This is a genomic window from Microbacterium sp. CCNWLW41 (assembly GCF_037083505.1).
This window is the reverse complement of record NZ_JBAOJP010000006.1, coordinates 59035-78884: the sequence shown is the minus strand read 5'-3', so window position 1 is coordinate 78884 and position 19850 is coordinate 59035. Positions and strand designations below refer to the sequence as shown.

20 protein-coding genes and 1 other RNA gene are annotated in these 19850 nt (G+C 69.3%); 6 read left to right on the top strand and 15 right to left on the bottom strand.

The features are described from left to right. Positions 1-2: 2 nt before the first annotated feature. From V6R91_RS20850 to V6R91_RS20835, 4 genes are all read right to left on the bottom strand, one after another. Complete coding sequence (locus V6R91_RS20850; protein WP_336396841.1) at positions 3-737, bottom strand: hemerythrin domain-containing protein; 735 nt, start codon at positions 735-737, stop codon at positions 3-5. A gap of 550 nt (positions 738-1287) precedes the next feature. Continuing rightward, entirely contained in the window at positions 1288-1872 is a 585-nt protein-coding gene (locus tag V6R91_RS20845) for a hypothetical protein (protein WP_336396840.1), read from the bottom strand. Positions 1873-1874: 2 nt separating this feature from the next. Continuing rightward, the gene (locus tag V6R91_RS20840; protein ID WP_336396839.1) at positions 1875-2447 is read right to left on the bottom strand and encodes a helix-turn-helix domain-containing protein; all 573 of its coding nucleotides are present in this window, start codon (positions 2445-2447) and stop codon (positions 1875-1877) included. A gap of 947 nt (positions 2448-3394) precedes the next feature. Beyond that, on the bottom strand, positions 3395-3877 hold the full coding sequence (locus tag V6R91_RS20835) for a hypothetical protein (protein ID WP_336396838.1): 483 nt from the start codon (positions 3875-3877) through the stop codon (positions 3395-3397). 1253 nt (positions 3878-5130) lie between these two features. Here V6R91_RS20835 and V6R91_RS20830 point away from each other — a divergent pair. Continuing rightward, positions 5131-5532 (top strand): hypothetical protein, encoded by a 402-nt coding sequence (locus tag V6R91_RS20830; protein WP_336396837.1) that lies wholly within the window; start codon positions 5131-5133, stop codon positions 5530-5532. A 14-nt stretch (positions 5533-5546) separates the two neighbouring features. Continuing rightward, the gene (locus tag V6R91_RS20825) at positions 5547-6137 is read left to right on the top strand and encodes a tyrosine-type recombinase/integrase (protein WP_336396836.1); all 591 of its coding nucleotides are present in this window, start codon (positions 5547-5549) and stop codon (positions 6135-6137) included. Between the two features lie 130 nt (positions 6138-6267). On the opposite strand, the gene ssrA is transcribed toward V6R91_RS20825, so the two are convergent. From ssrA to V6R91_RS20790, 7 genes are all read right to left on the bottom strand, one after another. After that, positions 6268-6638, bottom strand: a transfer-messenger RNA (tmRNA) gene (gene ssrA, locus V6R91_RS20820). A gap of 204 nt (positions 6639-6842) precedes the next feature. Next, entirely contained in the window at positions 6843-8330 is a 1488-nt protein-coding gene (locus V6R91_RS20815) for a phytoene desaturase family protein (protein ID WP_336396835.1), read from the bottom strand. Continuing rightward, the gene (locus tag V6R91_RS36390) at positions 8327-9001 is read right to left on the bottom strand and encodes an SRPBCC family protein (RefSeq protein ID WP_442928159.1); all 675 of its coding nucleotides are present in this window, start codon (positions 8999-9001) and stop codon (positions 8327-8329) included. Before V6R91_RS36390 ends, V6R91_RS20815 begins: the two co-directional genes overlap by 4 nt. Before the next feature lie 141 nt (positions 9002-9142). After that, the gene (locus V6R91_RS20805; protein ID WP_336396834.1) at positions 9143-9913 is read right to left on the bottom strand and encodes an anti-sigma factor; all 771 of its coding nucleotides are present in this window, start codon (positions 9911-9913) and stop codon (positions 9143-9145) included. After that, complete coding sequence (locus tag V6R91_RS20800) at positions 9900-10451, bottom strand: RNA polymerase sigma factor (protein WP_336396833.1); 552 nt, start codon at positions 10449-10451, stop codon at positions 9900-9902. Before V6R91_RS20800 ends, V6R91_RS20805 begins: the two co-directional genes overlap by 14 nt. 43 nt (positions 10452-10494) lie before the next feature. Continuing rightward, entirely contained in the window at positions 10495-11133 is a 639-nt protein-coding gene (locus tag V6R91_RS20795; protein WP_336396832.1) for a class F sortase, read from the bottom strand. 11 nt (positions 11134-11144) lie between these two features. Beyond that, the gene (locus tag V6R91_RS20790; RefSeq protein WP_336396831.1) at positions 11145-11969 is read right to left on the bottom strand and encodes a DUF4397 domain-containing protein; all 825 of its coding nucleotides are present in this window, start codon (positions 11967-11969) and stop codon (positions 11145-11147) included. 130 nt (positions 11970-12099) lie between these two features. Between V6R91_RS20790 and V6R91_RS20785 the strand changes: the two genes are divergently transcribed. Continuing rightward, positions 12100-12777 (top strand): SIMPL domain-containing protein, encoded by a 678-nt coding sequence (locus V6R91_RS20785; protein WP_336396830.1) that lies wholly within the window; start codon positions 12100-12102, stop codon positions 12775-12777. A 9-nt stretch (positions 12778-12786) separates the two neighbouring features. On the opposite strand, the gene smpB is transcribed toward V6R91_RS20785, so the two are convergent. From smpB to ftsE, 3 genes are all read right to left on the bottom strand, one after another. Then, the gene (gene smpB / locus V6R91_RS20780) at positions 12787-13263 is read right to left on the bottom strand and encodes an SsrA-binding protein SmpB (RefSeq protein ID WP_336396829.1); all 477 of its coding nucleotides are present in this window, start codon (positions 13261-13263) and stop codon (positions 12787-12789) included. Between the two features lie 130 nt (positions 13264-13393). After that, positions 13394-14311, bottom strand: coding sequence for a permease-like cell division protein FtsX (gene ftsX / locus V6R91_RS20775; RefSeq protein ID WP_336396828.1), 918 nt, complete (start codon positions 14309-14311; stop codon positions 13394-13396). Next, positions 14308-15447, bottom strand: a complete 1140-nt coding sequence (gene ftsE / locus V6R91_RS20770; RefSeq protein WP_336396827.1) for a cell division ATP-binding protein FtsE — start codon at positions 15445-15447, stop codon at positions 14308-14310. The genes ftsX and ftsE overlap by 4 nt, the downstream gene beginning before the upstream one ends. Positions 15448-15600: 153 nt before the next feature. Between ftsE and V6R91_RS20765 the strand changes: the two genes are divergently transcribed. Continuing rightward, complete coding sequence (locus V6R91_RS20765) at positions 15601-16947, top strand: HNH endonuclease signature motif containing protein (protein ID WP_336396826.1); 1347 nt, start codon at positions 15601-15603, stop codon at positions 16945-16947. Between the two features lie 62 nt (positions 16948-17009). Here the strand turns inward: V6R91_RS20765 and prfB are convergent, their stop codons facing one another. Next, entirely contained in the window at positions 17010-18122 is a 1113-nt protein-coding gene (gene prfB, locus V6R91_RS20760) for a peptide chain release factor 2 (RefSeq protein ID WP_336396825.1), read from the bottom strand. A gap of 25 nt (positions 18123-18147) precedes the next feature. Between prfB and V6R91_RS20755 the strand changes: the two genes are divergently transcribed. Further along, positions 18148-19467 carry an MFS transporter gene (locus tag V6R91_RS20755; RefSeq protein WP_336396824.1) on the top strand — a complete coding sequence of 440 codons (1320 nt, stop codon included), beginning with the start codon at positions 18148-18150 and terminating at the stop codon, positions 19465-19467. Then, complete coding sequence (locus V6R91_RS20750; RefSeq protein ID WP_336396823.1) at positions 19464-19796, top strand: hypothetical protein; 333 nt, start codon at positions 19464-19466, stop codon at positions 19794-19796. Before V6R91_RS20755 ends, V6R91_RS20750 begins: the two co-directional genes overlap by 4 nt. The last annotated feature ends 54 nt before the right edge of the window (positions 19797-19850 follow it).

Sequence of the window (19850 nt, the reverse complement as noted above, 5' to 3'; positions counted from 1 at the left end):
GCTCACACCATCGCGGGCACCGGCCGGTCGGGGTACAGCTCCCTCATCGCCCGGTCGTACTTGCGCTTCATCAGCAGGAGATACAGCAGTCGGATCGGCGCCGGGATGTTCTTGTGCATCCACTCGTCCCTCTCCGCCTCCGGGACGCTCGCGATCAGCAGCCCCACCTGAAGCGCCATGATGTCCTTGCCGAGCTCCTTGCGATGCGCGGCGAGGTTCTCGCGGGTGTGCTCCTCCATCCAGTCCCACTCCTGCTGCGAGAGCACGGCGCCCGCGACCGGGAGGATGTCGTCCTCCTCCTGCGCGAGATGCGCGTGCAGCGTGTCGCGGAGCACCTCGATGTCGGCCGCGAGGGCCGCACCCAGGCGCGGGTCGGCGGTGGCGACCCACGGCTCCAGCTGCGGCTCGATGCGCGCGAGCTGGGCCGCCACGTCGGCGTGCTGGGCGCGCATCTGATCGACGTGCAGAGTGCATCCGGGGTCGCGGGACGTCAGCCTGTCCCACAGGGCGATGTCCTCGGTCTCGTGATGCATGTGCAGCGCGAAGAAGTCCAGGTTCGCGTACCGACCGACGATCGCCGCGCGCTCCACATCGCCGGCCTGCACCTCACGCACCAGCATCGGCAGCTGCGTGTACAGCCAGCGGAAGATCCGGTGCACGAGAATCAGGCCCGACGTGTCGCACCCCGCGTGCTGGCCTTCCGGCATCGCTCCGGACGACGGCAGCTTCGTAGCCATGGCGAACCCCCAGTCCCCACCGACCGCGCGCACCGGCCCCACGCCGGGGCGCACAGCCGCACGATACACCCGTCGCAGGGCCGCGCACAGCACCTCGCTCGGAGCGCGGAAAGGCCCAGGTCCCCGCGACGTATCGCGAGGGCCTGGGCCTTCAATTCCGATGACAGCGGTTGGTGGAGATGGGGGGAATCGAATTCTGCCTACGCCTCCACGCCGTTTCGCGGAATCTGGCCCAGAACCGCGGAATTACGCGAGTTCTCAGGCCTTCTTGAACCGTCCCGAACCGTCTGGATCGGTGCCGATTCTCCTCGATTGTGGGCAAATTGTGGGCAAATCGGATGCCGCGCCTCCCCCGCGCGCTCAGATTGAGGTCGCTCCGACAGTCGGCCGAGTCAGTGGTCGGGGTCGGCGTCGTGCCCAGAGCGAACGGTTGCTAAGCGGAGCGCGGAGCGCGGAGTCTGCAAAGAGCGAGCGGCGGGAACGGAGCCGGGCCCGAGCACTATCCTCTCGCCGTCGGAGCACTCATCGAGGTGTCATCTCGATCGCGTCGCTAGAGTTCGATCGGCCCGGGCGATGGAACCTCGTCCGGCAGCCCGCTCTCGAGGATGGCGACGACCATCTTCACGCCACGGTCCGAAAGGGCATCTCCCGGGTAGAAGTCTTCGTAGAGCTCTTCGGCTTCATCGAGTGTCGTGACGTCGCACAGTCGCAGGAGCTGGCGGATGTCGTTCGTATCGCGACCGGGCCGGTTGGCGCGCAGCTTCATCGCCAGCATCGCTTCCTTCGCCGCAACCTGGATCACGATGCCGTCGTGGTCGTAGATGGTCTCCCACTCGACCGCCCTGCGGCCGAACGTGGGAAGCGCATCAGCCGTTTCGACGTCGAAGTTCAGCCAGCCTGGATCCCACCCGCGGGACTGAGCCACCTTCGCGGCAGCCGCTGTGACTTCGTCGTCGCTTCCCGGATCGATGTGGAGCGAGTCGAGATCCTGCGTCGTGCCACGGTCGAAGTAGCGGAGCGCCAGAGCAGCTCCACCGACGATCCGGATACCTGCGACCTGGTGAGAGGCGCGCAGCTCCGTGATGAGCGCCCTGAGCCCGTCGAGGATGTCCTCTCTGCCGAGAGTCGTCGCCATGCTTAGACGCTCGCGAAAGTGTCACGCCAGACGAGCACGCCGCGCTCGGCGAACTCGTCGGGCACTTCCGACGTGGGCGGAGTCGGGTCGGCCGGGTCGACCTCGAGCGTCGCGGGCGTACGGAGAAATCGGCTGGGATCGGACACCCACTCAGGTGCGGGCAGCCCTTCCTCGCGCAGCCGCCAGGCGACGAGACCGGCGAGCGCGGCATCCCACACGTGATGCTGCGTCGATTCCGGCTCGGCGAGGCCGAGAATTCCTCGCACCAGTCCTCGCTCGGCCAGCAGATTGTCGTTGAGCTGCAGCAACGCTCGAAGAGCGCGCTCTCTGTCGCCCTCAGCGAGCCGACGCCGGATCTCGTCAGCCGCACTCGCCGCGTCGTCGCGCTGAGTAGGCGCGGAGTAAAGCCGATGTCCCGCTCCTGCGAGCAGTCGCTCTACCGTGGCGAACTCCGTATCGCGGCCGCCCTCAGATTTGGAAACACGGCTCTGATCGATGCGAGTGCGCTCTGCTAGTTGCGTCTGCGTGAGTCGCCGACTCTTGCGAGCGGCGCGGATGAGCGTTGAAGCAGTCATGGCACCCTCCGATCAGCGGTATGACTTCAGAGTCATATTCTAGCCCCTAGTCCGCTGCGCCGCTGCATGGCTGTCGCCTCAGGAGGACGAACCAACACCCCGGCCGACAACCCCGTCGGCTGGCGACGTGTGACTCTCTAGCTTTCGCGGGCGACAGCGCGCTTGCTCAGCGCTTGGCGACTGAGGCCCGTGCGCATCGCCAGTGAAGACCAGGGCACGCCTTGATCGCGCAGGTCTGCGATGAGCGAGTCGCGCTCGCGCAGTAGCTTTGCCTCCTCTCGATGGAGCTGGACGAGAGATTCCGACAGATCGCGGAGGCGGCGGAGGTCCGCTTGCTGAGCGCGCTTCTTCTCCCATGGCGTCGCCGATAGACGCTTCACCCGCGGCGTCAGACGTACGGTTTCCGCGACGTAAGTCTCCCCGTCCGGCAGAGGCCTGGGTCGCCGAAACGAACTGCCACCCGGGACGCCGACTACCGGCGAGGGCGCCGGTGAGTCGCGTTCCACTAGTCCGGCAGGTGCGTGAGTTGTGGGGCTCGGGTCGCTCTCCGCGGCAACGGCGGCAGCGCGTTCCGCCGCGGCTTTCCGCTGTTTGTAGCGCCCGCGAGTCATGCAACCAGGTTGACACGCGATCGCACTCGGTTCAAGGGATCGCAGGCTGCCCACAGAAAGTGCCTGCGTGCATCGCTCCTTGTCGCTTGAGTTGCGGTCTGCCGCACGGCACACTCGAACCTCCGTCTTTGGCGCTCGCTGCAGCCTCGGCAACGGGCGCTCTACTCCAGCTAACTGGACGCTGTTTGCGAGGCGGGAGACTCAACTGGTGGGGGGCGGGCAGTCGCGGGGTCTACCAGCGACTGGAACCACGACAGCACAACCGACCAAGTCGACCCCGACGCCTTTGCCCGCGCATGTCATGTTTTCGCGCCGGCGTCTCGCCGACGGGTCACCTCACGGATCGAGACAGGGAACTCCGTCGGTGTGGGTGATGGCGTACTCCGTGATGATGTAGCTCTTCCCATCCCATTCGATCAGGAATTGACCGAGATGTCTTCCTTGAGCGTCTGTGGCTGGGACCATTACGGACTCATGCGGTGCTGCGTTCTCTTCGATGATGGGCAACCCTACGAGCGCCGCCTCGAGTGTCCGAATCACATCCTCCGGAGTAGAACGCTCTTCCACGCGTCCCGGCGCATGCTGAAGGGTCCGATGGCCGCTTAGCATTTCTTCCAGCACCGCTCGCCTGGTTGGCTGCCCACCCCCAGGGACCCAGGTTAGAAAGGCGGACGTGCCGCACTCGAGGTCGGTAGTGACGTCGGAGGCGGGCAGACTGGACGAGCGCGAGACCTCGGCGTTACCGCCGCTTGCGCAGCCGGTCAGCAAGAGTCCTGCGACCGCGGTTACCGTAGCCGCACGTTGCAGTTCGATTCGCATTGGAAGCTCCTAGTACCTGTAGCTCAAACTGGAGTTATCCCAGCTATGAAGCGTTCTCCAGTGAGAGCGATGATCGCCCGATACAAACGCGCACATCGTCGCCTGATCGAGCGCGTTGGCACAGGTGGCGAGGTCGACTGCCTTCGGCGTAGCGTACGAGTCACGATGCTGATCGGTGCGTTGTGGATGCGCAATCCCGACCGCGTGCCCAAGTTCGTGCAGCATCACGCCCCCGGCATCCCACATCTTGCTGCACGTGTAAGTGCTTGTTGAGGTGCACCCTTCCCACAAGGCGCGGCGGGAGTCTTCCTGCGTGAACCAGTCGGACCGTATGTCAATGTCGATGTATACCGACCCAGGAAAAGCAACGGTCGGAGTGCCATGCATCGTCAAGCAAGTGCTCGACATGTTTACGCGCCCAAGAACCCCAGTGCCGTACGCATCTAGTTCTGAGATGCGGAATGCAATCGCCGCGGTATTGCTAGGGCTAATTACCCCGATCCAGTTCAGAAAGTGGGGTGTTGGACTTGCGATGTCCAGAGCGGAGCTCATCCGTGTGGTCGCATCGATGGCTCGGCCATAGAAGCTATTTATGACTCCGTCGCCCCAGCCGTCGGCAGGCGGACTGATGAACCCGACTCTCACATGGTCTACAGCGAGCTTACTTTCCTGCGAGCACTGAAACCATCCGTATGGACTCTCGTGGGCAACCGCCGACTCTACCCAGTTGATGGAGCTCATCCCCGAGACAATTAGAACCAACCCAAGGGTGAACACACGGCGTGAGCGCCCTTGTTTCATGCGTCGAATGTATGGTGCCTCACTAGGCCTTTTCAAGGCCCGGCGAGACCTCAACGGACTCCCGGGCTGCTATGCCTCGAGTCTGCAACTCGTCGGAAACGCTTCCGAGGGCCAGCGAACGCACGAAGCGCCACGTGCGTTGCTCCGCTGAAGCTTGTCGGTTAGGTCGCCGCGAACTGTGCGCACGATCGGCGACTTGTGCGGTTCACTGCGAAGCGTAACCGCCGAGGGGCTCGCCAACCGTATTGGAATGGCCAATGCTGGGGTGGGCTCAGCGTACGAGCCAGACCTAGCATGAACGGCGAGTCAGCGCCCCTGAGAGGCCTTGCTCAGACCCCGGGCCGGTTCATGGCCAGTTGACGCCGGCAACCGCCCCCTCGTCTTCTGGCCGGCCGTGGTGCCAACCGCCACTGCGCGTCCTCGCATTGGACTAGCCTTGCGCCGAGGAGCAGATGGGAAGCATCGCGGCGTATCAATCAGCGGCAGGGCGGCGCTATCGCGTCCGCTGGCGCGACGACACCACACACCGCCAGGTAGAGAAGCGCGGGTTCAAGACGAAGCCCTGGCGCGTGTACGTACTCCCCCGCTGGTCCGACACCCGCATCGGCGACATCCGAGCGTCTCAGGTCGAGCAGTGGATCCGTGAACTCTCCGAGGGCACGGCGCTCACGAGCCGCACCAAGAGCAGCGGCGTGGCAGGGAATCCGCGATCGGCAACGGTCGTCTACCGCGCCCTCGGGGTCCTCGCCGGCATCCTCGACACTGCCGTCCGCGACGGACGTACCCCCGCAACGTCGCGCGCGGCGCGCAGAACCTGCCGACGAAACGATCCGAGAAGCCGCGACGGTATCTGACGCACGACGAGGTCGTGCGGCTCGCCGAAGCGGCGACGACGCAGACCTATCGAACACTCATCCTGGTGCTCGCGTACTGCGGCCTGCGTTGGAGCGAAGCGATCGGCATGCACGTGCGCGACATCAACTTCGAGCGCGACCGCATGCATGTCAATCGCGCGGCCGTCGAGGTCGAAGGGCGCATCGTGGTCGGAGCGCCGAAAAACTGGGAGCGGCGGATCGTCCCGTTCCCCGAGTTTCTGGAGGCGCCGCTTCGCGAGCTCTGCGACGGCAAGGGGCCGGACGACCTCGTGTTCACCGACCCCGACGGCAATCACCTGCGACGTGCGAAGACCAGCCTCGGCACGACGTCATGGTTCAGCGCCGCGCTCGAGCGCTCGGGGGTCGAGCGACTCACCCCGCACGATCTCCGCCACACGGCCGCTAGCCTCGCGATCTCGTCCGGCGCCGACGTCAAGGCGGTACAACGGATGCTCGGTCACAAGTCCGCGGCAATGACACTCGACACATACGCCGATCTCTTCGAGGACGACTTGGCCGACGTCGCCGCACGTCTCAACCAGGGCGCTCTCGCCGCCGATGTGACCCGACTCATTCCGGTATGAATGTGGGCGAGTCCGAGATGTGTGGGCAAATTGTGGGCAGATCGCGAGACGTCGCCGAACTCGCCTCAACGAAAAGGGCCCGAGACTCGCGGAATTCCGCGGGTCTCGGACCCTCTTCTGTGACAGCGGTTGGTGGAGATGGGGGGAATCGAACCCCCGTCCATCGCTGAGTAACTGCGGTTTCTCCGGGCGCAGTCTGTGAAGACGTTCTACTCGGCTCCGACCTTTGTCACAGACACCTAAGTCGACGAGCCCATCCTGATAAGAGTCCCGCGTGGCGCTCAGGCGACGTCACGCAGCAAGATCCCTAGATGACGCCAATACCCGTGACGGGATCAGTCACGGATTGACGGCGTCGGGCTCGCTGCTCAGGCAGCGAGGGCGAACGCGGACTGCTTCTTTTCGGCAGTTATTGGTTTGCAAGGAGCGTTTACGAGATAACCCTGCATCCTCGGCCCGCTTCACGCAGATTCGCAGGCGATGTCGAAACCGATCATCCCCGTGTCCTCGAATCGAGGTGGTTCCTTCTCGCGAAGGGCCGCTGTCACACTGTGGAGTTGCCAACACCCGGGTGCCGAAGCATCCGAGCACATCAGTCTACAACGGATGCCACGCCCCCCGCCATTCCCGGCCACTCTCCACAGCCGCGTACGGTGCGGCCGCTCCCGCCGGTGCCGGGCACGACCTTCACTCGCGCTGTCCGCCTCAGCTGCCGCGGGTGCGGGGCGACAGGTCGGGCAAGGCACGCGTGCCGAAGTCGTGGCGGAGCGCGCTGAGGGCGGCGAACCACCCGGGCAGCCCGTGCACGCCGGGTCCGGGTGCGGTCGACGCCGAGGCGAGGTAGACCCCGGGCATGGGCGTGCGCCACGGGTCGGGGCTGAACACCGGGCGGCCGAGGATCTGCGGGAAGGTCGGTGCACCCGCGGCGATGTCGCCCCCGGGGTAGTTCGGGTTGTGCCGCTCGACCTCACGGGCGCTGCGCGAGCTCGCGGCGACGATCGTGTCGCGGAAGCCCGGAGCGAAGCGCTCGATCTGCCGGATGACCGCTTCCTTCCGGTCGACGGGGCTGCCCGCGGGAACATGCGTGTACGTCCACAGCGTGTGCATCCCGGCCGGGGCGCGGGTGGCGTCGAACAGCGTCGGCTGCGACACGAGCACGTACGGCCGCACCGGCATCCGCCCGCGGTTGACCTCATTCTCGGCCCCCGCCACCTCGGCGCGCGTTCCGCCGACGTGCACCGTGCCGGCGTGGCGCAGCTCGAGATGCGACCACGGCACGGGCTCGCTCAGGGCGAAGTCCACCTTCGCCACGCCGTCGCCGTACCGGAAGCGCCGCAGCGCCCTGCGGTACTTCTCGGGCATGGCATCCCCCGCCATCCGCATGAGCGCCTTGGGTGTGACGTCCAGCACGGTCACGCGGGCGGCGGGCAGCGCCGCCAAGGAGGTGACCTCGTGGTCGAGCACCACCTCACCACCGTGCGCACGCAGGTCGTCGACCATCGCGTCGATGATCGCCTGGCTGCCGCCGACGGGGATGGGCCAGCCGCGGGCGTGTGCGTACGCCGTGAGCGCCAGGCCGGCGCCCGCCGCGGCGACGCTCGGCTGCGGCAGGATCGTGTGCGCGGCGACACCGGTGAGCAAGGCGGGAGCGACGTCCTGCCGGAAGCGGGCGTTCCACGTGGGTGTCCCCTGCTCGAGGGCGCGGAGGCCGAACGCCACGGCGGTCGCGGGATCCTGCGGCACCTGCAGCAGTGCCGACCCGGTGAAATCGGCGACCTCGGTCGCGCGCGCGACCAGCCCGCGCATGAGCTGCTCGTAGGCGCGGCCGTCGCTGCCGAGGTTGTCGCGCGTGCGGGCGAGGTCACGGTACGCGATGCCGGCGCGCCCGCCGTCCAGCGGATGGCCGAACGAGATCTCGGGAGTGACGAACTCCACGCGGTCGCGCAGGCCGAACTCGCGGAAGAACCGCGACTCGAACGCCATCGGGTGCACCGCGGAGCACACGTCGTGCAGGAAGCCCGGAATCGTGAGCTCGCGGGTCGCGGCGCCGCCTCCCGCCTGATCGGCGCGCTCGAACACGCGCACACGCAGTCCTGCGCGAGCGAGAGTCACGGCGGCCGCGAGGCCGTTGGGCCCCGCGCCGACGATCACGGCATCGAGTTCCTCGCCTCCCGGCCGGGCGCGCGTGCTCACGGCGATGACGCCTCCGCATCCGGAGTCTTCGCGGCTGCCGGCTTCCTGGCGGTCGGCTTCGCAGCATTCGGCTTCGCGGCGGTCGCCGTCGCGCTGGACGACTTCGCAGCGGTCGGTTTCGCGGCGGTCGGCTTCGCGGCCGCCGGTTTCGCGGCCGAGGCCGTCGAGGAGGCGTCGTGCGACTCCTCCCCCGACGCTGCCATCTCCTTCTCGGCCGTCGACGCCGAGGTGCGTCGCGTCGCCCGGCCTTCCGCGAGATACGCCAGCCGATGCAGCGTCTCCTCGTTGCGCCAGTGCAGCGGGATGTCGAGCAGCGGCGCCGGCACCAGCCGCCCGGGACCGGCGACCGCCTCTTCCTGGATGCGCACGACGCACTCCTCGCCGCGGGGCTTGACGTCGATCGTCACGCGCGCCTCACCGATCGGCCAGCCGCGAGCCCGCATCACCATCTTCTGCGACGGCACGTACTCCTCGACGACCGTCTTGTCGTCGATGAGCACCGGCCAGATGCCGAACGAGTGATGCACCTCGGACCCCGCCTGCGGCCACCGCTCGTCGACCTCTCGCATGCGGGACGCGCCGACGACCCATGCGGGGTACAGCCAGCCGTCGCCCAGCACCTCGAACACGTCCTCCGGCGTGCACTTGAGCACCCTCACGTTGCGGGACATCGCCATGCTCCTGTCGTCGTGGGTCTGCCGTGTGCACGACGATAGGCCGCAGTGGCGGTCGTGCGGAGCGGCTTGCGCCGCGGCCGAGCATGTGGCAGTCGCGGCGGCCACGCCGCCCTGCGGTCGTGCGCGCCCCGACCGTCACGCGAACCCGAGCTCACCTCGCACGATCGAGTCCCCGGAGTGGTCGGGATCGCCGTCCTCCGGCTCCAGTGAGATGTCGACGAGCACGTACTCGCGCAGGTCGATGTCGTCGGGAACCTCGAACACGCCGGTGCTGCCCTTCAGCACACCCAGGCTGACGAGCGCGGAGGCGTCGGCTTTGATCAGCCAGACCTCGCGGAACCCGTCGCCCTGCTCGCCGTCGTCGAGGTCCACCTCGACCTGCCGTTCGCCGTCGGGCTTCTCCACCACCACCGCGGAGCCGGAGGCACCCGGATGGGCGGGGAACGCGTCGAGTGTCGCGGAGGCGAGCTCGACCGGCTCGGGCTGACGCACGAAGTTCCAGGTGCCGACCACGGCGACGATGAGAGCGAGGCTGGCCGCGAGCGCGAACAGGAGACGGATGCCGCGTCTGCGGGTGGCCGGCTTCTCGGCGTCCGGCGCGCCGGGCGCGTCCTCGACAGGAGCGGATGCCGCGCCCGCGGCCCCCGGCATCCCGTCATCCGTGTCCGGTGCAGAGCCCTCCGCGGCGCCGAGCTTCACCTCGGCGGCGATGCGGTCCCAGACCCGCTCGGGCGGCGCCTGCAGGTCTCCCAGCGCGACGGTGGACCGGCCCACCACGACGGTGTACTCGAGTTCGGCCAGTTCGAGCGCGCACTCGTCGCACACGTCGAGGTGCGCGCGCTCCTCCGCCGTGGCGGTCTCGCCGAGGGCGATCAGCGAGAGTCGGTCGGGATCAAGATGCGACATGGCCGACCTCCAATCGACTGCGCAGGCGGGTGAGACTTCGCCGGATATGGCTCTTCACGGTACCGAGCGGCATGCCCAGCCTCTCGGATATCTGCTCGTGTGTGAGGTCGTCGTAGAAGGCGAGCCGCACCACGCGGCGCGCATCCGGCTCCAGCCGGTCGATCTCGTCCGCGAGGAGCAGACGGTCGCCGAGGTCGATCTCAGCGCCGACGACGTCCTCGGGCGTGGTGAAGCGCTGCAGCTCCTGCTGCAGCGCCCGCACGCGGGCGCGCGCCTCCAGCGTGTCGGCGATGCGGCGCCGCGTGATCGCGATCAGCCACGTCGACAGCTTCGCCTTGGCGGGGTCGTACGACCGGCGCGACGTCCACGCCGAGACGAACGCCTTCTGCGTGACGTCCTCGGCGTCGCCGCGGTCGCCGACGAAGCGCAGCGCCATCGTGAACACGACCGGCGACCACCGCCGGTAGATCTCTTCGAGCGCTCGCTCGTCGCCGTTGCGGAAGCGATCGCTCAGCTCCCGCTCGTGCGCCTCTTCCACGCTGTGTCCTCTCATCCTCATCGCGGTCGGCGACGTCGCCGGCTCAGGGGATCGGGGTCGCGATGGCGACCACGTTATCGGCGTACCGCCCGCTCGTGGGGTCGAACGCGCCCCCGCACGTGATGAGCACGAGCGCTCTCGTGCCGGAGCGGGCGAACAGATCGTCCACCGGAAGGTCGGCCTTCGGGTAGTAGGTGACCGACTCGACGGAATAGCGGTGCACGGAGCCCGCGGCATCCGTCACCTCCACGACCTCCCCGGCTGCCAGGTCTCGCAGGCGGCTGAACGGCCCGATCGGGTACGAAGGAGCATCCACATGCGCCGAGATCACGACGTTGCCGTCGGCGCTGGCGGGGTCCGACCCGAACCGGTACCACCCGGCGATGGCCGGATCGACGGGGAGCTCCATGAAGCCCCCGGTCTCGACGCCGACCGGGACGACCGGCACATCGACGTCGGCGGAGGCGACGACCACCCGCGCCGGCGGCTGGGGATCCCGCACGGGCGCCTGGGTGGCCGCCGCGATCGGCACGTCGACGGCGGGAGTGGGGATCGGCGTGGGAGTCGCCGTCACCGTCGGTGCCGCCGGTGGCGGGGCGGACTCGGCATCGGCCGAGCCGCACCCCGCCAGCGCGAGGACGACCGCCAGAGCCGTCAGCGCTCCCGCGGTCGCCCTCGCCACGTCGGCCGTCCTCAGCGGTTCGCGCGGGCGCGGACGGCGACGACGGATGCCGCAGCCGCGGCCGCGATCGCCAGCCCGGCGAAGACGAACAGGGACTGCATCATCGCGTCGCGCTCGGCGAGCTGGCCGCCGCTGCCCGAGGGGACCCCGTCAGGAGCCGAGTGCAGACCCGAGATCGTCTGGACAGCGACGGCCAGGTTGTCGTCCTCGAGGCTTCCCCACGCGTACACGATCGTGAGGGCGCCCTCCTCGACCGCGACGTCGGTCGGCCCGAGGACGGGATCGGTGGTGCCGGCGGCGGCGACGGATGCCGAGATGGTGCCGGCCGGCAGGTTCAGCGTGGCCTCATTCGGGTTCGTCAGATCCTCGATCACCGGAGAGCCGCCCGCGAGCACATCCACAGCGGGCGCCGCGGCGACGTGGCGAACGGTCAGGCGACCTTCGCCCGCCGCGGTGGCGGCGGTGTCGTTGGTGAACGGCGTCACGGTCGGGTCGCCGCCCTCGTTCAAGTGGGCCACGGCGGTGTAGTTCTTGCCGCCTTCGAGCGTCAGGGTGACGGGTCCGAGCACCGGCGAGCTGTCGTCGGTGGCGTCCGTCGCCGTCAGCGCGACCTCGTACGATCCGGCGGGCAGGTCGAGCGGGCCCGCGAGGTCGCCCGGCTGGAAGTCGTCGATCGTGAGCTCCCCGTTGACGTACACGTCCACGGGCGTGTCCGGGATGCCGTGAAGCACCGAGAGCTGGGCCCCGTCGGCGGTGGCGGCGGTGGCGGGTGCGACCATCAGACCGAGGGCTGCGACGGCCCCGGCGGCGATGCCCGCGAGAATCTTGTTTCGCACGGTGGTCCTCCTTCGTCGGGGCGACCGGTTCGCCGCCCATTGACAGGTGATTCCCGCCGGCACGCCGGTTTGGATGCAGATGAATGAAGATTTCTCGGCCGATGGCGCGGCGGTGCGTAGAGTCGGCGTCATGAGCGACGTCGTCATCACCGTCCGCGGGGAGCACGAGACCCGCATCGCCCCCGAACGCGCGATCGCGCACCTGACCATCCGCGCCGAGGGACCCGAGAGGGGGGCCGTCGTGGAGCGGATGTCGGCGCTCACCGAGCCGGTACGCGACGACCTGGCGGCGCGCAAGGCCGCCGGCACCGTCGCCGAGTGGACGAGCCAGCGCGTCTCGGTGTGGTCCGAGCGTCCGTGGAACAACGAGGGCCGCCGGCTCGCTCCGGTGCACTATGCCACCGTCGACTTCTCGGTGACGTTCACCGACTTCGCCGTCCTCTCCTGGTGGGCCGGCGAGGTCGCCGAGCGCGAGGGAGTGCAGCTCGGCTGGATCGAGTGGAAGCTGACCCCTGAGACCCGGACCTCCGTGGAGCGCTCCGTGGCGACGGAGGCGGTCGGGGTCGCCGTGGCGCGAGCCGCGGCCTACGCCGGCGCTCTCGGGCTGTCCGACGTCGCCGCGCTCGAACTCGCCGACGTCGGCCTGCTCGACCGCCAGGAACGCCCCGAGATGACGCCGGCGCCGCGCATGATGGTCGCGAAGGCGTCGTTCGCCGCGGATGCCGCGGGCGGCGGCCCCGCCGTGCAGCTGCAGCCTGAGGACATCGTCATCTCGGCCGCTGTGGAGGCGCGGTTCGCCGCACGGTGAGGCCCGGGACTAGTCCCCCAGGCGGTTCCGGGTGCGCATCGCGCGCTCGGCCTCTCGCTTGTCCTCGCGCTCGCGGATCGTCTGGCGCTTCTCGAACTCGCGCTTGCCCTTCGCCACCGCGATCTCGACCTTGGCGCGGCCGTCCGAGAAGTACAGCTTGAGGGGCACCAGCGTGTAGCCGCCGGCGGAGACGGCGTGCGACAGCTTGATGATCTCGTCCTTGTGGAGCAGCAGCTTTCGCGTGCGCTTGGCGGAGTGGTTCGTCCAGTGGCCCTGCGAGTACTCCGGGATGTGCACCGCGTCGAGGAACGCTTCGCCGCCGTCGATGTAGGCGTAGCCGTCGGTGAGGTTCGCGCGGCCCTCGCGCAGCGACTTCACCTCGGTGCCGGTCAGCACGAGGCCCGCCTCGTAGGTCTTCTCGATGGCGTACTCGTGGCGGGCACGGCGATTGGTCGCCACGACCTTCTCCCCGCGTTCTTTGGGCATGGCGACTCCTTATCGGTTGCTGGGCGTATGCGCCGGTTGCTGAGCGTGTCGAAGTGTGCCCCGCGGGCGGTCCCTGAGGACCGACGGCCGCACGGCAGCCTTTCAGTCTACCCCGGAGCGAGCCGCGCGATCACGCGCGGAGCCACCGCCGGATCGCGAATCCCGCCGACAGGGCCGCGAGCCCGATGCCGACCAGGATGAGAACGGGCACCACGAGCCAGGCATCCGCCAGATCGACCCAAGTCGTGACGAAGTCGACCCGGTTGCGCAGATAGTTGTCCACGCCGAAGTGCACCCCCGCGATGACGGCCGCACTGGCCAGGACGGATCCCAGCAGCGCTGCGAACACGCCCTCGAGGATGAAGGGCGTCTGGATGAACCGGTTGGACGCCCCGACCAGGCGCATGATGCCGAGCTCCCGTCTTCGCGCATACGCCGAGAGCCGGATCGTCGTGGCGATGAGGAGGACGGCCGCGATGAGCATCAGAGCCGCGATGCCGACAGCGATGTAGGTCGCCACCGTCAGTGCGGAGAAGAGCGGCTCGAGGTACTGCAGCTGGTCCTGCACCTGCTCGACCCCCGCAGTGCCCGTGAACGCCTCGATGATGACGGCCGACTGCGCCGGATCGACGAGCGTGATGCGGAAGGTCTCGTTCACCTGCTCGGGGGTGACGACGCTGGCGTCCTCCTCCCCCACCAGGTCGAGCAGCTCCTCGTAGGCCTGCTGATGGTCGAGGAACACCATGTCGCGGATGAGGGGCGACAGCGCGCTGCCCTCGAGCTTGCCGCGGACCTCCTCGATCTGCTCGGGCGTCGCCTCCCCGTCCGCGCACGTCGCCTCGTTCGTGGAGATCTCGGTGCACATGTAGATCGCGACCTGCGCGCGGTCCACCCAGAAGTCGCGCATCGTCACGATCTGCATCTGCATGAGGATGGCGGCGCCGACGAACGTCAGCGACACGAACGTGACGAGGATCACCGAGATGACCATCGAGACGTTCCGCCGGAGGCCGGTGAACGCCTCCGACATGATGAGTCCGAACCTCATGAGGTGGGCCCCACTTCGTCGTCGGGATCGGTTTCGCCGAGTCCGAGCCGGTCGGCGAGCCCCAGCTCCGCCACCTCGATCTGGTCGATGACGGGCATCGTCTGCGTCTGCGACGGCACGGCCGCGGCGGGAGGAGCGGATGCCTCCCCGGCCGCGGCGTCCTCGCCCACGGGCTCCTCGACCGCATGCTCGAGCGCCTGGGCCTTCCGCAGCTCGTCCGCCGCGAGCGCCGCCGCGGTCGCGGCCGTGGCGGCCGCGACGGCCGCGCTGGCGACACCGGGAGACACGGCATCCGTCTCTCCCGCCTGCTCGTCGTCACCGCGCACGAGAGTCGGGTCGAGGCCCGCCGCGGCGGCGAGCGAGGCCTCGCGCTGGACCTCGAGCACCGCGGTGAGGGCGGCCACGGCGGCCGCGCCGCGCTCGGGCTCCGGCGTGAGGCTGGGCAGATTCGAGCGGTCGCCGTAGCCGCCGTGCCGCTCGTCGCGCACGATCTCGCCGTGGCGGAGCTCGATCACGCGACGCTGCATCTGGTCGACGAAGCCGGCCTCGTGGGTGGCCATGACCACCGTCGTGCCGCCGGCGTTGATGCGGGCGAGCAGCTGCATGATGTCGATGGAGGTCGCGGGGTCGAGGTTGCCGGTGGGCTCGTCCGCGAGCAGGATCTGCGGACGGTTGACCAGGGCGCGGGCGATCGCGACGCGCTGCTGCTCACCACCCGAGAGCTCGTGAGGGAACCGCTTCTCCTTGCCGGCGAGTCCGACGAGGGCGAGCACCTCGGGCACGGCCTGCTGGATGAAGCCGCGTGAGGAGCCGATCACCTGCAGGGTGAAGGCGACGTTCTGGAAGACCGTCTTGGTGGGCAGCAGCCGGAAGTCCTGGAACACGGCGCCGACATGGCGGCGGAAGTACGGCACCTTGCGGTTCGACAGCGTGCGCAGGTCGCGGCCGAGCACGACGACCCGCCCTTCGCTCGGCGTCTCTTCGCGGAGGATCAGCCGCAGGCACGACGACTTCCCCGATCCCGAGGCGCCGACGAGGAAGACGAATTCCCCGCGCTGCACTTCGAAGTCGACATCGCTCAGGGCAGGCTTCGCAGTGCCGCGAAAGCGCTTCGTGACGTTCTCGAACCGGATCATGGCCTAACGAGCCTATGCGGATGACCCCCGGTGCGGTTCAGCGACACCCGAGGCTGAGGCATCCGCCGTCCGCGGATTCCCCCTTCTGTGATGGGGCCACGCGCCGCTCGCCCGCCCCGACGGAATGTCGTAGGTATGTTCTAGTGTCACAGCATGACCACCTCCGAACCGGACGGCGCGGCCGACGCCGACCCGCACGCGGGCGTCGAGCATGTGGACGACGTGCCGGTCGATGAAGACGCGTGGGCCGGCGCCGCCGCGGCAGTGCCCGACGAGCTCGACCTCGTGACCGAGGTGGACGACATGATGGCGGTCTTCGCCTCGGAGCGCTTCGTCCGCGTCGACGCCCTGCGGCGTCGCGCACTCGCCGACGAGCGCTACGGCGACGCGATCGCCGCCGTCGTCGAGAGGTCGGTGCGGCTGGAGCTCGCGGCGGCGCTGCGCGTCACCGAGGCCGCTGCGGCGCACCTGCTGGGCATGGCCCAGGCCCTCGTGCACCGGTACCCGGCGGTGCTCGAAGCCCTCCACCGCGCCAGGATCAGCGAGCGGCATGCCGAGATCCTGGTCGACGCGCTCGACGGCGTCGAGCCCGATGTGCGCGCCAGACTCACCGAGCGCGCGGCACAGCTGGCCGAGGAGCTTCCCGTCGGCGCGTTCCGCAGACAGCTCAGCAGAATGATCGAGAGCGAGCGCTCGGCGACGCTCGCGGAACGTCACGAGGCCGCTCTTCGACAGCGCCGCGTGGTGGTCGAGCCCGCCGACGATGGGATGGCGTGGCTGCACGCCTTCATCCCTGCAGTGGAGGCACGCGCGATCCAGGGCCGGATCACGGCCATGGCCAGAGTGCTGGGCGCGGCGGCCGATGAGGAGCGCACGCTCGATCAGCGGCGTGCCGACGTGCTCGGCGACCTGCTCGTCGACGGCGACACCGCGGCGCTCGTGCCCCAGGCGCGCGGCATCCGGGCCGCCGTCACCGTCACCGTGCCGGCTCTCGCACTGCTGGATGCGGCATCCGGCCCGGGGGACTCCCCCGACGCGCCGGCGGTGGTCGAGGGCGTCGGGCCGATCACGCTGTCGCGCGCGCGAGAGCTGTGCGGGGGCGCCGACGGCTGGATGCGGGTTCTCACCCACCCCGAGACCGGCGCGGTGCTCTCCGTCGGTCGCGACCAATACCGTCCGCCGCCGGGGCTGAGGCGGCTGGTCCGGTGGCGAGCCGACAGATGCATGGCTCCCGGATGCGGGATCCCGGCCTCCAGATGCGAGATCGATCACACCGTGGCGTGGGAGCACGGCGGCGAGACCTCGCTCGACAACCTGGCTCCCCTCTGCAAGGGCCACCATACGATCAAGCATCACGGCGGCTGGCGGGTCGAACAGGTCGCAGAAGGCGGAGGCGCGCTGCAGTGGACCTCCCCTGCCGGGCGACGCTACCTCGTCACGCCCGAGCGGCGTGTGCCCGTCTTCCGCGCATCGGCCGCCGAGCCTGCCGCACCGTTCTGACGCGGATGCCGCGACGGGCGCGGGTCGGACCGTCCGGTGCGGTCACCCGTGCCCGGCGGAGGTCAGTCGTCGTCGTCCTTGCGCTTGCGCCAGCGGATGCCCGCCGAGATGAACCCGTCGAGATCACCGTCGAAGACGATCGCGGGGTTGCCGACCTCGTAGCCGGTGCGGAGGTCCTTCACGAGCTGCTGCCCGTAGAGGAAGTACGACCGCATCTGGTCGCCCCAGCTCGCGGTGATGGTGCCGGCGAGCTCCTTCTTCTTCGCCGCCTCCTCCTCGCGCTTGAGCAGGAGCAGGCGGGTCTGCAGCACGCGCATGGCGGCAGCGCGGTTCTGGATCTGCGACTTCTCGTTCTGCATCGACACCACGATGCCCGTGGGGAGGTGCGTGAGCCGGACGGCGGAGTCCGTCGTGTTGACCGACTGGCCGCCGGGACCGGACGAGCGGAAGACGTCGACGCGGATCTCGCCCTCGGGGATGTCGACCTCGACGGCCTCCTCCATCACCGGGATGACCTCGACCGCGGCGAACGACGTCTGGCGCTTGTCGGCCGAGCCGAACGGGCTGATGCGCGCGAGGCGGTGCGTGCCGGCCTCGACCGACAGCGTCCCATAGGCATAGGGCGCGTCGACCTCGAACGTCGCCGACTTGATGCCCGCGCCCTCGGCGTACGACGTGTCCATCACCTTGACGGGGTACTTGTGGCGCTCCGCCCAGCGCAGGTACATGCGCATGAGCATCTCGGCGAAGTCCGTGGCGTCGTCGCCGCCCGCGCCGGAGCGGATCGTGACGACCGCGGAGCGCTCGTCGTACTCGCCGTCCAGGAGCGTCTGCACCTCGAGCTGGCTGACGATGTCCTCGAGCTCGGCGATCTCGTGACGCGCCTCCTCGGCGGAGTCCTCGTCGTCCATCTCGTTGGCGAGTTCCACGAGCACGTCGAGGTCGTCGAGGCGTCGCTCCACGTCGGTGACGCGCTTGAGCTCCGCCTGGCGGTGGCTGAGGGCGCTGGTGACCTTCTGGGCCTTCTCGACGTCGTCCCACAGGTCGGGCGCGCCGGCCTCCTCGCTGAGGCGGGCGATGTCGGCGGTGAGTGCCTCGACGTCGACCACGGCCTTGATGTCGGCGAACGTGGAGCGCAGGGCCTGGATGTCGGCGGAGGGATCGAAGTCGAGCATGACACTCCAGACTAACGTGGAAGCGATGACCGATCACGCAGGCGCCCCCACTGCCCGCGACGTGCTGTGGCGGTTCGGCCCGATGATCTACGGCCCCACGGTGCTGTTCGCGCTCGGCGAGGGCGCCGTCATCCCGCTCATCCCCGTGATCGCCGCTCAGCTGGGCGCGGATGTCGCCACCGCCGCCCTTGTCGCCTCGGCGCTCGTCGTCGGGCAACTGTGCGGCAATCTCCCCGCCGGCTGGGCCGTCGCCCGCATCGGCGAGCGTCTCACGATGGCTATCGCCGGGTTCCTCTCCCTCGCCGGTGTCGCCGGCATGGCGCTCGCTCCCTCGCTGGGCCTGTTCGCGACCGCGGTGTTCGTCATCGGGTTCTGCGCCGCCGCGTTCGGACTCGCACGACATTCCTTCATGACCACCCGCGTGCCGCTCGCCTTCCGGGCGCGCGCCCTGTCGCTGCTGGGCGGCACCTTCCGGCTCGGCATGTTCATCGGCCCGTTCGTCGCCGCCGCACTGCTGGCGCTGCTCGGCGACGAGCGCGCCGCGATCTGGTTCTTCGGCGGATGCCTCGTCGGCACGATCCTCCTGGTGCTGCTGGGTCCCGACCCCGAGAAGAAGCTCCTCGTCCCCGGAGCGCCCGGCGCGGGCGACGGGCGCATGGACACCGAGGACACCGGCGAACCCGTCACGGGCTCGATCCCGATCCGGCGCACCGGTGGCTCGGGCAGCACGGCAGGGCCGGGCACGGGCGTGCTGCGCACCATGTGGCGCCACCGCCGTGTGCTCTCCACGCTCGGGCTGGCCGCGGCATCCCTCTCATCCGTCCGCTCCGCACGCCAGGTCGTCCTGCCGCTGTGGGGCGTGTCGATCGGCCTGGACGCGCAGACGATCGCCCTCGTCGTCGGCATCTCGGGAGCGATCGACTTCGCGCTGTTCTACGCCAGCGGTCAGGTGATGGACCGCTTCGGGCGCCTGTGGGCCGCCCTCCCGGCGATGCTGCTCATGGGCGCGGGCTTCGTCGCGCTCGCCTTCACGCACGACCTCCCGGACGCCGCGATGTGGTTCGCGATGTTCGCCGCGGTGCTGGGCGTCGGCAACGGTCTGTCCAGCGGGATCCTGCTCACGCTCGGCGCCGACGTCGCACCGAAGACCGAGCCGGCGGCCTTCCTCGGCTCGTGGCGCACGCTCACCGACGCGGGTGGCGCCGTCGCCCCGCTGCTCGTCTCGGGCATCGCCGCCGCGGCATCGCTCAGTGTCGCGACGGGCGTCATGGGCGGGATCGGCCTTCTCGGCGCCTTGGCATTCCTGCGCTGGGTTCCCCGCCACGTCCCGCGGGCGACCGCATGACCGACGTCGTCGCGTTCTGCCGCAGCCGCAACCAAGGCCGGCGCTGCACGCGCCCGCTCGACCATCCCGGCCTGCACCGGCACCGCACGATCATGTGGACGGATGCCGCCGCCGACCCGCCGCGGTGCCCGGGCTCCGGCCAGCCCAGGGAGCCCGCAGCGACGCTGCCCGACGGCTTCCCGAACGGCCGCGCGCTGTGCCCGGTCTGTCTGCGGCTCATCGATCTCGACGAGACCGGTCGGCTGATCGAGCACGACACGTCCGATCCCGCGGAGACGGATGACGAGGTCCGCCACCGGCGCGAGTGGCTCAACGCCCACGGGTGGTAGCCGGCAGGACGCAACGGAAGACCAGCCCCGCGCGAGTTGTGCGGGGCCGGTCGT